Source organism: Spirillospora sp. NPDC048819 (assembly GCF_040650055.1).
In the GTDB taxonomy this organism is placed as follows: Bacteria; Actinomycetota; Actinomycetes; order Streptosporangiales; family Streptosporangiaceae; genus Spirillospora.
In genome coordinates this window covers 57,564-70,782 of record NZ_JBEZGN010000006.1, presented here as the reverse complement: position 1 = coordinate 70,782, position 13,219 = coordinate 57,564, and the positions used below count along the sequence as shown (strand labels likewise).

Annotated in this window: 17 protein-coding genes; 11 read left to right on the top strand and 6 right to left on the bottom strand. The window is 70.4% G+C overall.

Annotation, left to right across the window (positions count from 1 at the left end):
* The first annotated feature begins 8 nt into the window (after positions 1-8).
* Together AB0C35_RS11110 and AB0C35_RS11105 are read left to right on the top strand one after the other, a co-directional pair.
* Positions 9-401 carry an ATP-binding protein gene (locus tag AB0C35_RS11110; protein ID WP_358453128.1) on the top strand — a complete coding sequence of 131 codons (393 nt, stop codon included), beginning with the start codon at positions 9-11 and terminating at the stop codon, positions 399-401.
* Positions 383-619, top strand: a complete 237-nt coding sequence (locus AB0C35_RS11105; protein WP_358453125.1) for a hypothetical protein — start codon at positions 383-385, stop codon at positions 617-619. Before AB0C35_RS11110 ends, AB0C35_RS11105 begins: the two co-directional genes overlap by 19 nt.
* Before the next feature lie 222 nt (positions 620-841).
* Here AB0C35_RS11105 and AB0C35_RS11100 read toward each other — a convergent pair whose 3' ends face one another.
* Both AB0C35_RS11100 and AB0C35_RS11095 read right to left on the bottom strand, forming a co-directional pair.
* The gene (locus AB0C35_RS11100) at positions 842-1,207 is read right to left on the bottom strand and encodes a hypothetical protein (protein ID WP_358453122.1); all 366 of its coding nucleotides are present in this window, start codon (positions 1,205-1,207) and stop codon (positions 842-844) included.
* Positions 1,208-1,371: 164 nt separating this feature from the next.
* Complete coding sequence (locus AB0C35_RS11095; RefSeq protein ID WP_358453119.1) at positions 1,372-2,019, bottom strand: dihydrofolate reductase family protein; 648 nt, start codon at positions 2,017-2,019, stop codon at positions 1,372-1,374.
* Positions 2,020-2,488: 469 nt separating this feature from the next.
* On the opposite strand from AB0C35_RS11095, the gene AB0C35_RS11090 reads away from it, so the two are divergent.
* From AB0C35_RS11090 to AB0C35_RS11070, 5 genes are all read left to right on the top strand, one after another.
* A complete protein-coding gene (locus AB0C35_RS11090; protein ID WP_358453116.1) occupies positions 2,489-3,142 on the top strand; it encodes a M15 family metallopeptidase in 654 nt (217 codons plus the stop codon).
* A gap of 128 nt (positions 3,143-3,270) precedes the next feature.
* Complete coding sequence (gene alr / locus AB0C35_RS11085; protein ID WP_358453113.1) at positions 3,271-4,269, top strand: alanine racemase; 999 nt, start codon at positions 3,271-3,273, stop codon at positions 4,267-4,269.
* Between the two features lie 13 nt (positions 4,270-4,282).
* Positions 4,283-5,266, top strand: a complete 984-nt coding sequence (locus AB0C35_RS11080; protein ID WP_358453110.1) for a D-alanine--D-alanine ligase — start codon at positions 4,283-4,285, stop codon at positions 5,264-5,266.
* Positions 5,267-5,397: 131 nt separating this feature from the next.
* Positions 5,398-6,105: a response regulator transcription factor gene (locus tag AB0C35_RS11075; protein WP_358453107.1), complete on the top strand. Its 708-nt coding sequence runs from the start codon at positions 5,398-5,400 to the stop codon at positions 6,103-6,105.
* A complete protein-coding gene (locus tag AB0C35_RS11070; RefSeq protein WP_358453104.1) occupies positions 6,098-7,213 on the top strand; it encodes a HAMP domain-containing sensor histidine kinase in 1,116 nt (371 codons plus the stop codon). Before AB0C35_RS11075 ends, AB0C35_RS11070 begins: the two co-directional genes overlap by 8 nt.
* Positions 7,214-7,260: 47 nt before the next feature.
* Here AB0C35_RS11070 and AB0C35_RS11065 read toward each other — a convergent pair whose 3' ends face one another.
* Both AB0C35_RS11065 and AB0C35_RS11060 read right to left on the bottom strand, forming a co-directional pair.
* Entirely contained in the window at positions 7,261-7,764 is a 504-nt protein-coding gene (locus tag AB0C35_RS11065; protein ID WP_358453101.1) for a GNAT family protein, read from the bottom strand.
* Positions 7,761-8,219, bottom strand: coding sequence for a MarR family transcriptional regulator (locus AB0C35_RS11060; protein WP_358453098.1), 459 nt, complete (start codon positions 8,217-8,219; stop codon positions 7,761-7,763). The genes AB0C35_RS11065 and AB0C35_RS11060 overlap by 4 nt, the downstream gene beginning before the upstream one ends.
* A gap of 87 nt (positions 8,220-8,306) precedes the next feature.
* Here AB0C35_RS11060 and AB0C35_RS11055 point away from each other — a divergent pair, with 87 nt between their 5' ends.
* Positions 8,307-8,690, top strand: a complete 384-nt coding sequence (locus tag AB0C35_RS11055) for a nuclear transport factor 2 family protein (protein ID WP_358453095.1) — start codon at positions 8,307-8,309, stop codon at positions 8,688-8,690.
* The gene (locus AB0C35_RS11050) at positions 8,683-9,807 is read left to right on the top strand and encodes an epoxide hydrolase family protein (protein WP_358453092.1); all 1,125 of its coding nucleotides are present in this window, start codon (positions 8,683-8,685) and stop codon (positions 9,805-9,807) included. Before AB0C35_RS11055 ends, AB0C35_RS11050 begins: the two co-directional genes overlap by 8 nt.
* Positions 9,808-9,838: 31 nt before the next feature.
* Here the strand turns inward: AB0C35_RS11050 and AB0C35_RS11045 are convergent, their stop codons facing one another.
* On the bottom strand, positions 9,839-10,615 hold the full coding sequence (locus AB0C35_RS11045) for an alpha/beta hydrolase (protein ID WP_358453090.1): 777 nt from the start codon (positions 10,613-10,615) through the stop codon (positions 9,839-9,841).
* Between the two features lie 103 nt (positions 10,616-10,718).
* Between AB0C35_RS11045 and AB0C35_RS11040 the strand changes: the two genes are divergently transcribed.
* Positions 10,719-11,573, top strand: coding sequence for a helix-turn-helix transcriptional regulator (locus AB0C35_RS11040; protein ID WP_358453087.1), 855 nt, complete (start codon positions 10,719-10,721; stop codon positions 11,571-11,573).
* A 70-nt stretch (positions 11,574-11,643) separates the two neighbouring features.
* Here the strand turns inward: AB0C35_RS11040 and AB0C35_RS11035 are convergent, their stop codons facing one another.
* Positions 11,644-12,795, bottom strand: coding sequence for a class I SAM-dependent methyltransferase (locus tag AB0C35_RS11035; protein ID WP_358453085.1), 1,152 nt, complete (start codon positions 12,793-12,795; stop codon positions 11,644-11,646).
* Between the two features lie 71 nt (positions 12,796-12,866).
* On the opposite strand from AB0C35_RS11035, the gene AB0C35_RS11030 reads away from it, so the two are divergent.
* On the top strand, positions 12,867-13,214 hold the full coding sequence (locus AB0C35_RS11030) for a YrdB family protein (protein WP_358453082.1): 348 nt from the start codon (positions 12,867-12,869) through the stop codon (positions 13,212-13,214).
* The last annotated feature ends 5 nt before the right edge of the window (positions 13,215-13,219 follow it).

Below are 13,219 nucleotides of genomic sequence, written 5' to 3'. Positions count from 1 at the left end.
GATCTGAAGTGGCCGCTCCGACATGTGCGCCCGAGACCCCGACACTCGTACTCGATCCCACAGAAGAGGCTCCGCGGCTGGCGCGGCGGTTCCTCGCCGAGCGGTTCGCGGAGTGGGGAATCGCCGACGACTACGTGGGACGGCTCGTCGTCTGCGAGCTGGTCACCAACGCCTGGCAGCACGGGAAAGGGCCGATCGTCGTGCGAGTGTTCCAGGACGAGCGCGACGGCCTCGTGGTCGTGGAGGTGTGGGACGGCGGGGAGGGGCGGCCGATGATCAAGCCGGACAACTACGCCGCCACGTCCGGCCGTGGGCTGGCGCTGATGGCGGAGCTGGTGCAGAGGTGGGGCGTCCGTCCCCTCAACGAGGAAGGGAAGGTCGTGTGGGCCAAGCTTCGCTGACCCGCCGGCGGCCGGAGACGAACGAGCCCGTCACGCTGCTGCTGCTCCAGCACCTCTTCCCCGGCTGGACGATCACGCGGGACGAGCGCGGAATCTGGGAGGCAACCGGCCGCGTCGCGATCTCGGCCTCGGACGTTGACGGGCTGCTCGGCCTGATGGCCGTCGCCGACCCCGATGCCACGCGCCGGGCCGTGGCGCTGCTGAGGGAGAAGAGGTGATCGCGGTGGACGGGCGCATCGCCCGCCGACCTCGTGAAGAGCCGTGGTCCTCGCCGCCATGCTGGAGGTCGATGCCGGACTGGTCGCCGACGGCGCGGGCATCCTGCTGATGTCGGACGAGGGCGTCGCGTCTGCGCTCTTCGCTAGGGCACTGCTGAGCAAGACGTCCAACTGCTGCGGCTCTCGCGCAAGCGGAGCTTGGTCTGGAGGAATGGGCCGACGCTAGCGGTTTGGCATGCCTCCGTGTGGGCTGTTGACCACCAGCGGCAGAGACCCTTCAGACAGGTAGAAGTGCCCCGGGAAATAGTCGATGTGGAGGTGACCGCCGTCTTCGGCGGAAGCCATGCCACGCAGATTGTCCGCGAGTACCGCCCGGCCTGCGGCGTCACCGCTGATCACGAGGAATTGCCGCTCGGAATCCAGATGGACGAGGACACCGGGGCCGGCAGCTCTCTTGACCACGATCCCCGCCAGGGCGTCGCCGCCTGGCGAAGGCGTAGAGCTGAGCAGGCCCTCACCCTCGGCCACCGCGTCCGCCAAGCGATTCAGTTCCTCTGCCGATGCCTTGAGATCCACTTCGCCGTACACGGGGTCACGGGTGAGTCTCACGCGGTCAGTCCCCTTCAAGATCGAACTCCCATGATGCCAGCCGGTTAACAGACGCGATCTGGCACTTGGGGTCTGCTCGTCCGGGGGCGGCCGCGAGGTCTTCGGAGTCCGTCCCGGCTACCGGAGACCTCGCGGCTTCGCGGTCAGCGGCGCTTGGCGGTGAACGTCAGGTGCGTCACGCCGCTGGGCGTGGAGACCGCCTCGATGTCGTACGTCTCCTCCAGCGACTCCAGACCGTCCCAGAGCCGGACACCGCGGCCGAGCAGCATCGGGACCTGAACCACGTGCATGTGATCGACCAGGCCCTCGGCAAGGAAGTCGCGGATCACCGAGGGGCCGCCGCCCAGGCGCACGTCCTGGCCACCGGCCGCCTCGCGGGCCGCGTTGAGCGCTTCGGCGGGTGTGGCGTCCAGGAAGTGGAAGGTGGTGCCGCCCTCCATCTCGATCGAAGGCCGGGGCCGGTGGGTGAGGACGAAGACGGGGGTGTGGAACGGCGGGTTGGGGCCCCACCAGCCCTTGTAGTCGGGGTCGTCCTGCCATCCGGGCGGGCCGAACTTGCCGGCGCCCATGATCTCGGCGCCGATGCCGGGGCCGTGCTGCGCGGCGAACGCGTGGTCGGCGCCGGTGCTGCCGCCTTGGGCGCCGGTCATCTCGCCCCAGAACCGGGTGGCGAACATCCACTCGTGCAGGCGCTCGCCGGCGTGGCCGAACGGGGCGTCCGGGGCCTGACCGGCGCCGGTGCCAAAGCCGTCGAGCGAGATCGTGAAGTTGTGAACGCGAACCTTGGACATCGGGTGCTCCTTCGATCCATCGGCACCACCGTCCGGTGCCGTCACGAGAAGGTCGGAGCCGGCACGGCCGTCTCGACATCACCTCGTCGGGTGTTTTGGTCATCTTGCTCGCGACATGAGCGTCCAGGCGGGCACATACCCCTACACCAGGGGAAACACCTGTGCTTCACAGGGTGATGAGCCCAGGCGAGTGGGTGCATCGCACTGACGGCTTGCGCCGGTTCTTCGATGCCGGGGATGGCGTGTATCGCGGGCGTATCGAAAATCGCATACGCCGTCGCAACTGCCGTTCGCCTTCCGTGGAGGCATGGATCACAGCGCATCACTGTCAGCGTCGGCCCGTCGTCGGCGCAGGGGCGTGCTCGTCAGTCTGGCGATCCTCGGTGTGGCGATCGCCCTGCGCCGCCCGGCTCTCGCCGACCGAGGCCCTGCGTACGGGCTTCGGCGGTGAGTCGTGGCGAATCAATCCTTGGCGATCAAAGCGCGCGTCCTGGCGTCCATCAGTCGGCTCGTCGCGGTGCTGCTGGTGCCGATCGCCTTCTGCCGCGCGCCGGGCCGGGCCCGCTTCCTGGCCTGCCAGTGGGCGCTTGCCCTGCGCTATCCCGCTGAGGATCTGCGCGGGCTGACACCGGAGACGCTGGCGGCGTTCACGCATGCGCGGGCCGAGGCGTTCTGGCGCGACGGGCAGTTGATCGGCCTCACCTCGGGACATCGCGACGCGGTGGAACAGCGCCGGATCTTCGCCGAGGAGGTGCGGCGCACCGGCTCGGTGGCGGCGGCGCGGCGCCGGGTGCTGCCACCGGAGGAATCCAGTCACGTGCGGGGGCTCGCGCTCGACGTCCGGCCGACCGAGGGCGCGCGGTGGCTCGAACGGCACGGCGGGCGGTACCGGCTTTACCGCGTCTACGACAACGAGTGGTGGCACTTCGAGTACCGGACGGCGGAGCCGGTCCGGCTTCCGCATCCGGATGCCGCGGCTTGGCTGTCTGAGCACGGCGCCTGGTACGGGCTGTGTCCGGTCTATGGCAATGAGTCTTGGCATGACGAGCTGCGTCCCGATGCCGCCGACGGTTGCCCGCGGATGTGTGCGGACCCGGTTGAGGACCCGAGGACGCGGCCTTGAACCGGGTTCCGGTCGTGCCCCAGCGCCGATCAGGTACCTACCGGCCGCCGACCTTGGAGACGCTGCCCGTGGCGGTGACCGCGAACGTGGCCAGGATTCGTGCGCGGACGTCGAGCACGATCATGGCCGTGGTCAAAGCCGACGGTTACGGCCACGGTGCCGTCACGGTCGCCAAGGCCGCCGTCGCCGCCGGTGCCGAGTGGCTCGGGACGACGAGCGTCGCGGAGGGCTGTGCGTTGCGCGCCGCCGGGTTGGAGGTGCCGATCCTCACGTGGTTGCATCCGTCCGGGATCGACGCCGAGCCAGCGGTGGCCGCCAAGGTCGATGTCGCGGTCGGGTCGGTGGACGAGCTCGGCGCGCTTATCGCGCAAGCCGCATCGCCGGTGCGGGTTCATCTGCATGTGGACACCGGAATGTCTCGTGGGGGCTGCCCCCGCAGGCAATGGGACGAGCTGATCGGCCTCGCTCAGCGTGGTCAACGGGCTCGCAGGATCCGCGTCGTGGGCGTCATGGGGCATCTTCCGTTGGCCGACCGGGCCGACCCGGCGGCGAACGCGCCGGCGGTCGCCGGTATGCGGGAGGCGCAGCGGGCGGTCCGGGCGGCGGGGCTCGGTTCGCCGGTCGTCCATCTCGCGGCCACGTCGGGGACGTTGACCGACCCGGCGACCCATTTCGGGATGGTCCGCGTCGGGGCGGGACTCGTCGGCATCGATCCCTCCGGGACCGTGGCGATGCACGGCGCGTCCCGTCTGACCGCACCGATCGTGCACACGACGGCGGCCCCGGCCGGGACGCCGGTCGGTTACGCAGGTGCGTATGTCACCGATCGTGCCGCCCATCTGAGCGTCCTGCCGGTCGGTTACGCCGATGGGATCCCGCGAGAGTGCTCGCCCCAGGCCGGCGTTGAGATCCGCGGGCGCCGTTTCCCGGTCGTCGGACGGGTCTCGATGGACCAGATCGTGATCGACACCGGTGCCGTGTCCTTCCCGGCCGGCACGTCCGCGACCGTGTTCGGCCCGGACGGGGGCGCGGTCCCGGCCGTCCAGGACTGGGCTCGTTGGGCCGGGACCATTCCGCACACCATCGTCACCGGCATCGGGCCGCGTGTGAAAAGGAGCATCACGTGAAAGGCGGCATCGCATGACACGGCGGATCGTGGTGATCGGCGGCGGACAGAACGCCGAGCACGACGTCTCTCTGGCCACCGCCACAGCGGTCGCCAAGGCGTTGTGTTCCAGCGGATTCGACGTGGACGAGCTGACCATCGGCCGCGACGGTCTGTGGAGGCGGGGAGCCGATGTGCTCGGGTCACAGGCCGTCGGTTCCCTGGCGGCGGCGCTGAGCGTCATCGAACGCGCCGACGTCGTCTTCCCCGCAGTCCACGGCCCGTCCGGCGAGGACGGGACCCTCGCGGCGTTGTGCGCCCTCACGCACACGCCGATGGTCGGCTCGGGCCTGCGCGCCGGTGCGCTCGGCATGGACAAGTGGGCCACCAAGCTCGTGGCACAGGCCGTCGGGATCCACACCGCGCCCGGCCGACTGGTGACAGCGGCACAGATCGCGGACGTCGAGTTCGAGTCCGAGGTGGTGGTCAAGCCGGCCTCGGCCGGGTCGAGTTTCGGTGTCGCCCTGGCGCGCGGCGCCTCCCAGCTACGCGACGCGCTGCGCTGCGCGGCGCGATTCGACGACCGGATCCTGATCGAGGACGTCGTCGTGGGCCGGGAGATCGACGTGGCCGTCCTGCGCGAGGCCGATGGCCGCCGGTGGGCGTCGCCGCCGCTGGAGATCCATGCCGACGGCCTGTTCGACACCCGGTCGAAGTACGACGGTTCAGCCCGGTTCAGCGTGCCCGCCGGCATCGACGGCGCTGACCGGGCGGCGCTGACCGGGGCGGCGCTGCGGATGTTCGACGCGCTCGGCTGCGCCGGTGTCGCCCGCATCGACTTCTTCCTCACCGACCACGGACCCGTCCTCAACGAGGTCAACACCATGCCGGGGATGACGGCCGCCTCCCAGGTGCCCAGGATGTTCGCCGCTGCCGGACTGTCCTACGAACAGCTGGTTGTGCGCCTGGTCGACGCCGCCTCCGTGCCCGCACCGGCCGGCTCGAATCTGAGCGTGTGAAGCCTGTGATCCGGCCGACCCGGAGAAGGCCGGGCGGGCGTTGCGAGAGGCAAAGGGAGGCAGGGCCGCCGGGGCCGGGCGTGCTTGTTTCGCATATGCCGGCGATATGTGGTGCCGCTTAACCTGCAGGTATGCGCGTTCTGATCGTGGAGGACGAGCCCTACCTGGCCGAAGCCGTCCGTGACGGTCTCCGGCTGGAGGCGATAGCCGCCGACATCGCCGGCGACGGGGACACCGCCTTGGAGCTGCTCAGCGTCAACTCCTACGACCTGGCGGTCCTCGACCGCGACATCCCCGGCCCGTCCGGCGATGAGATCGCCCGGCGGATCGTCGCGTCCGGCAGCGGCGTCCCGATCCTCATGCTCACCGCCGCCGACCGGATCGACGACAAGGCGTCCGGGTTCGGGCTCGGCGCCGACGACTACCTCACCAAACCGTTCGATCTCCGGGAGCTCGTGCTGCGGCTGCGGGCGCTGGACCGCAGACGCGCGCACGCCCGGCCCCCGGTCAGCGAGATCGCGGGCCTGCGGCTGGACCCCTTCCGCCGGGAGGTCTACCGCGACGGACGTTACGTCGCTCTCACCCGCAAGCAGTTCGCCGTGCTCGAAGTCCTCGTCGCCGCAGAAGGCGGTGTCATCAGCGCCGAAGAGCTCCTGGAGCGGGCCTGGGACGCCAACGCCGATCCCTTCACCAACGCCGTCCGCATCACCGTCTCCGCCTTGCGCAAACGGCTCGGCGAACCGTGGCTGATCGCCACTGTGCCCGGCGTCGGCTACCGAATCGACACCGGCACGGACACTGGCAAGGACCCCGTCCAACCTGGCGGCACCCATGGATAGGCGCCCGGGGCTGAGCACCCGACTGAAACTCACCCTCAGCTACGCCGGGTTCCTCATGGTCGCCGGTGCTCTCCTGCTGGCCGTGGTGTGGGTGTTCCTGCTGCGCTACGTACCGGACGGCTCGCTCGTCACCGGGCCGGGGGGCGGCAGGCGCGGGGCGCCGGCCCAGCCGTTCGCACCCAACCGCTCCGACCTCCAGCGCGCCTTCGCTCCCCGCGCGGGCCAAGCACTGGTGTTCCTGCTGCTGTTCGGCCTCCTGGGGGGATGGCTTCTCGCCGGCCGGATGCTCGCGCCGCTCACGCGGATCGCGGACGCGGCGAGGATGGCCGCCAACGGGTCGCTGTCGCACCGGATCCGCATGCAAGGCCCCAACGACGAGTTCCGCGAACTCGCCGACGTGTTCGACACCATGCTTGAACAACTGCAATCCCACGTCATCGAACAGCAGCGATTCGCCGCCAACGCCTCCCATGAACTGCGCACACCGCTGGCCATCTCGCAGACACTCCTCGACGTCGCCCGGAGTGACCCCAAGAGCGATCACGGCGAACTCATCGAACGCCTCCACACCGTCAACACCCGGGCGATCGACCTCACCGAGGCCCTTCTGCTGCTCAGCCGCGGCAACAGCAGGAGCTTCGCCCGCGAGCCCGTCGACCTGTCCCTCATCGCCGAGGAGGCCACCGAAACACTGCTTCCCCTCGCCGAACGGCGCCAGATCACGCTCGACGTCACCGGCGAGGCGACGCACACCGCCGGCTCCGCTGCGCTCCTTCTGCGGGTGGTGACCAACCTCGTCCAGAACGCGATCGTCCACAACCTCCCGACCGGCGGCACCGTGACGGTCCACACCGAATCGCAGAACGGTGCGAGCGTGCTTCAGGTCGAGAACACGGGCCCTCGGCTCCCGGCGCAACTCCTGCCGACCCTCACCGAGCCCTTCCAACGCGGAACGACGCGCATCCGCACCGACGAACACGCCGGTGTCGGCCTCGGGCTGACCATCGTGCACAGCATCGTCCGAGCACACGACGGGGCCCTCGACCTCGCACCCCGCCCTTCCGGCGGCCTCGTCGTCACGATCCGGCTTCCCCGGCACCCGCGGTAGCCGGGCCGCCGCGATCATGAGCGGCGCTCGGTGCGGTGGTCCCGCCGTCAGCGGGCGGGGCGTTCGAAGATCAGCTCCCGGCCGTCTTCTTCGTCCCACTGTTCGCCGACGTGGGTGAAGCCGTGGCCCGCGATCGTCGCCAGCGACCCGGCGTTGCCGGGGCTGATCGACGCGCGGACGGTCTTGACGGACGGTTCCGACGCGGCGCGCTCGAGCAGCGCGGCGAGCATCGCGCGGGCGTATCCCCGGCGGCGGTGGGCGGGGTCGACCGAATATGCGATCTCGGCGGTGCCGTCCTCTGCGGGCGCGCCGTGGAATCCCGCGTGGCCGATGACGTGGCCTTCGGGTTCTGCGACAACGGCGCGGACGATCCAGGGGGCGTGCTCCGGTTCGCGGTTCAGCTGGGCGAGCCGGAACTTCCAGAGGGCCTTGGCCTCGTCGGTGACGAAGTAGTCGGTGAGGGTGACTCCGGCCGCGGTGCTGGCAGTGGCCAGGTCGCCGTTCAGCAGCGCGGTCATCACGGGTGCGGGGAGTTCTACGAATCTGATCATGAGCGGCTCTTGGCGTGGTGGTCGATGACGCGGGTCAGGAGGCCGGTGAGCTGGTCGCGTTCGGACGGGGTGAGCGGGGCGAGGAGATCGTTCTGGATGCCGGTCAGCACCTCGTCCAGTTCCGCCAGGTGGCGTGAGCCGTCCGGGGTGAGCGTGATGATGTTGCGGCGCCGGTCGGACGGGTCGGGGGAGCGTTCGATCAGGTTCTTCGCGGCGAGTTCGTTCAGCGCGGCGACGACGTCGCTGCGGTCGATGCCGGTGTTGCGGCCGAGCGCGGCCTGGCTGGACGGGCCGTACTCGTCGAGGGCGGCGAGCAGCCGGTAGTGGTAGCCGCGGGCGCCCGCGGCGGCGAAACCGTCGCTGACCAGGCGGTGGCTGTGCGCGGAGACCAGGTTGATCAGCCAGCTCGGGGCGTGCCGGAGGCGCGCGGGCGTCCGGGCGTCGGCCGTCATCATGCGGATCAGTCTACGGGTTGTTGGTGCTGCCAACGATCGGTTATCGTTGGTCCCACCAATGTTGGTCAGGCCAACGAAAGAGAGATCATGGACGACCGTTACGAGCTGACCGACCTGCTCAGCCGGCTGGGGCTCTGGCTGGACGACAAGAGCTTCGATGAGGGACGCGCCCTCTTCACCGAGGACGCGGAAGCCCACACGCTGGGCGGGATAGCCAAGGGCGTCGACGCGCTGGTCGCGCAGGCGCGCCGCAACCACACGGTGCCGACCCAGCACTTCATCACCGGCCCGCTGATCGACGTGGACGGCGACAGTGCCACGATCGCGGCGAACCTTCTCGTCGTCTTCGCGCACGAGGGCGCGCCTCGCCTGCTGGGCGAGCGTTACGAGCTGGAAGCCGCCCGCACCGAGAGCGGCTGGCGGATCTCGCGGGTGCAGGCCCGTCCGATCTGGGAGGTCTCGAATGTCTGAGATCACGCCGTTCCGGCTGGACGTCCCGCAAGCAGACCTCGACGACCTCGCGGAGCGGCTCGACCGCACGCGGTGGCCGGACGAGCTTCCCGGCATCGGATGGGATCACGGCATCCCGCTCGGCCGGGTGAAGGAGCTGGCCGAGCGCTGGCGGACGAAGTACGACTGGCGGGCGCAGGAGGCGAAGCTCAACGCGCTGCCGCAGTTCACGACGGAGATCGACGGGGCGAACATCCACTTCGTCCATGTGCGGTCGCCGGAGCCGGACGCGCTGCCGCTGATCATCACGCACGGGTGGCCGAGCACGGTCGCCGACTTCCTGGACGTGATCGGCCCGCTCACCGCCCCCCGGGCGCACGGCGGTGACCCGGCGGACGCGTTCCACGTCGTGATCCCGTCGCTGCCGGGGTTCACGCTGTCCGGGGCGACACGCAAGGCCGGATGGGACGTGAACCGCATCGCACGTGCGTGGGCCGAGTTGATGGACCGGCTGGGCTACGAGCGGTATGGCGCGCAGGGCGGTGACTGGGGGTGGCCCATCTCGAACGCACTCGGTGCCGTGGCCGAAGAGCGGGTCGTCGGCGTCCATCTCAACTACCTGGGATCGCCTCCAGGCGACGTCCCCGATCTGTCAGAGGACGACAGGGACAGGCTGGAACGGCAGAAGGCGTATCTGGCCAGTCCCGCCGGGTACTGGCAGATGCAGTCGACGCGTCCGCAGACCGTCGCTTACGGGCTGACGGACTCCCCCGCCGGTCAGCTCGCCTGGATCGCCGACAAGGTCACAGAGTGGACCGACCCGGCGAGCGGTATCGACGACGACCGGTTGCTCACGACGGTGATGCTCTACTGGCTCACCGGCACGGCAGGGTCTTCGTCAAGGCTGCATAGGGAGAACGCCGCGCGGGGCGGTCCGCCCGCTCCGTGTCCGGTTCCGCTTGGCGTGGCGGTGTTCGCACGTGATCTCGTCCGGCCGGTGAGGCGTCTCGTAGAGCGCGTCTACGACGTTGTCCACTGGACGGAGTTCGACCGTGGCGGACACTTCCCGGCCATCGAAGCACCCGATCTGCTCACCCGCGACATCCGGGCGTTCTTCCGCCTTGTCAGGGGGCGGTGAGCCCGGACAGGTAGTTCACCCGGAAAGGTCGCTATGGCCGGTCGAGGAAGTCCCGCACGAGCTTTTCGAACTCGTCCGGCCGTTCCATCATCGCCACGTGGCCGGTGTCGAGTTCGATGTACTCGCTGCCCGCGATGCCGGCGAACAACTCCCGGTGGTTCTCGACGGGGATCGTCTGGTCCCGCGTGCAGCCGACGACCAGCGTCGGGGCCTCGATCTTGGGGAGCAGCTCCCGGATGTCGAGGCGCCGGACGAGGTCGAGCTGGCGCAGCCGGCCGTCCGTGGGGCGCATGAACCCATGGAACTGCTCGGCGCCGTCGTCCCCGACCTCGTTCAGGAACGCGCGGCTGTAGGCGGTCAGCGTCCCGAGACGTCCGAAGCCGGCGGGGTTTCCGGAGAGGCTCAGCCAGAGGGCGATCAGCTGCCGGACGTACACGTCGCCTCCGTGCGCCAGCCCGGCGACGGGGACCAGCCGCCGGACGAGGTCGGGACGCAGCGCCGCGACGGCGGCCGCGATCGGGGCGCCGAGCGAGAAGCCCACCACGTCGGCGGAGGCGGCCCCGGAGTCCTCGATCACGGCGATGACCTGGGCCGCGAGAGCCTCGACGGTCAGCGGCGAGCCGTCGTCCCCAGCGGGATCGGATCCGGCGAGGTCGGGCAGGATCACGGTGTTGCGGCCGGCGAGCCGCCCGGCCGGTTCGTCCCACATGACCGAGCCGGGCCCCACGCCGTGGACGAGGACCACGGCCGGACCGGAACCCGTGGTGCGGTAGGCGATGCGGGCGTTTCCAACGGTGAGTTTCGTCATGCTTCCGACGCTGCCAGCGCGGCTCGCCGATGAGGAGCGGACCGCTTTGGCTAGGACAAGCGATCCCAGGCTGCGCGCCAGTCGATGGCGGATCATGGGAGGCATGGACATGGACCGCCGCCAGCTCGCAGACTTCCTGCGCCGTTCGCGGGAGCGGCTGCGTCCCCAGGAGGTCGGCCTCGCGGCGGGGCCGCGCCGCCGCACACCGGGGCTGCGGCGCGAGGAGGTCTCGCAGCTCGCGGGCATGTCCGCCGACTACTACATGCGCCTTGAGCAGGCGCGGAGCCCGCAGCCGTCCACGCAGCTCCTCGGTGCGCTCGCCCGCGCGCTCCGGCTGACCGCGGACGAACGCGACCACCTGTACGTCCTCGCCGGGCACCGTCCGCCCGCCGGGCCGTTCGCGGGCGATCACATCCGGCCCGGCCTGCTCTACCTGCTGGACCGGTTCCACGAGACCCCCGCGCAGCTCATCGGCGACCTCGGGGACGTCCTCGCGCAGAACGCCATGGCCGAGTACCTGTTCGGCTGCGTGTGCACGGTCGGGGAGGGCGACCGCAACATCGTGTGGCGGTGGTTCACCGACCCGTTCGTCCGGGAGGCCTACCCGGACGGCGAACACGCCCACTACAGCCGCCTCCACGTCGCCGACCTGCGCGCCGCCGTCGCCCGCCGCGGCAACGACGCCGCCGCGTCCGCCCTGGTGAGGCGCCTGCATGACGCCAGCCCGGAGTTCGCCCGGCTCTGGGAGCGGCACGAGGTCGCCGTGCGCCGCACCAGCCGGATGAGGGTCCTGCACCCCGACATCGGCGCCATCGAGTTCGACGCGGAGGTCCTGCTGACCCCGGCCGAGGACCAGCGGCTGATCGTCTTCACCCCGCCGCCGGGAACCGCTGCCATCGAGGCCTTGGAACTCCTCCGCGTGGTCGGCCCGGAGACCGCCCACCGCAGCCACATCTGATCCTTCGGCGTGCGCGACCGCGCCGAAGATCAGTCCTCCGTGAGAACGACGCGGCGTGGACGGGCACGCGTCACAGGTCTGGGGCCCGCCCGTCGGAGCCGGGTTTCAGCCGCCAGAGGGTGGTCGTTTCGGCGGCGCGGGCCGCGTGCAGGGGGTCGTCGGGGTCGGCGGCGCGGGGGTGGGTCGGCTTGGTATCGAGGCTCCCTGCGACTTCCAGGCCGGACGAGGAGAACATCGCGAGGAGGTCGCCGCGTGTGCGGAGGCCCAGATGCTCGGCCAGATCCGACATGATCAGCCAGCCTTCGCCGTCCGGCTCCAGGTGGTCGGTGAGGCCGTCGAGGAAGCCGCGGAGCATCCGGCTTCCCGGGTCGTAGACGGCGTGTTCGAGGGGCGAGCTGGGTTTGGCCGGTACCCAGGGCGGGTTGCAGACGACGAGGCCGGCCCGTCCCTCTGGGAAGAGGTCGGCTTGGACGACGTCGGCCTGCTTCGCCACGTCCAGCCGGTTGAGGTTCTCCTGGGCGCACGCCAGCGCGCGCGGGTCATGGTCTGTGGCGACTATGCGTTCTACGCCGCGACGGGCAAGGACGGCCGCAAGGACACCCGTCCCGGTTCCGATGTCGAAGGCCGATGCCGTCGACGGCAACGGCGCTTGGGCGACCAGGTCCACGTACTCGCCTCTGACGGGCGAGAAGACGCCGTAGTGCGGGTGGACGTGGTCGCCGCCGAGCGCGGGGATCGGTACGCCCTTCACGCGCCATTCGTGTGCGCCGATCAGCCCGAGAAGTTCGCGCAGCGACGTCACGTATGGCTGGTCGTCCGGTCCGTAGACCTCCGTGCAGGCGGCCTGGACGTCCGGTGCCCGCCGAAGCGGAATCACGTGATCAGGATCGAACGGTATGAGCAGCATGCCCAGCGTCCGCGCGCGCTGGGCACGTGCTTGGCGGTGAAGGTGGAACGCCTGCACCTGGGACGGCTCAGCCTTGTGCCTACGTCGCCGTGGAGGACGGTCGATCCGGCGTGCCATCGCCTGGAGAAGCTGCCGCGCGTTCTGGAAGTCGCCACGCCACAGCAGCGCGGTGCCCTCGCAGGCCAGCCGGTAGGCGTCGTCCGCCCGCGTCTCATCGTCGGCGGTCACGACGCGGCGGGGCGGCGGGGCCCCGGTCTCCGACCGCCAGCGGACGCGCTGCGCCCGGCCGTCCTCATTCCAGGCGATCTCGTCCACAGGGGGTACGTTAGCGCCGCCGGCGGCACGGATGGGAGGATCAGCCCGTGCCACTACCAGGAGCTTTGCGCGTGCCGAACGAAGGCCTCGCCTTCCTGCTGGAGATGGCCGCCTTCGCCGCCCTTGCCTGGTGGGGGTTCACGACCGGCGGCAATGTGCTCGTCAACATCGTCCTCGGCATCGGGACGCCGGTCGCGGCGATGTTCCTGTGGGGGATGTTCGCCGCGCCCAAGGCGAAGTTCAAGGTCGCGCTGCCGTTCGTCATGCTGGTGAAGGCGGTCGTGTTCGGCGCCGGCGCGCTCGCCTTCCACGGCGTCGGGCATCCGACGCTCGCGATCGCGTTCGCCGTGGTCGCCCTGGTCAACACGGCCCTGCTGACCATAGACCGCGAAACCCGCCTGCGCGCCGCCGCCGAATGAGCGGA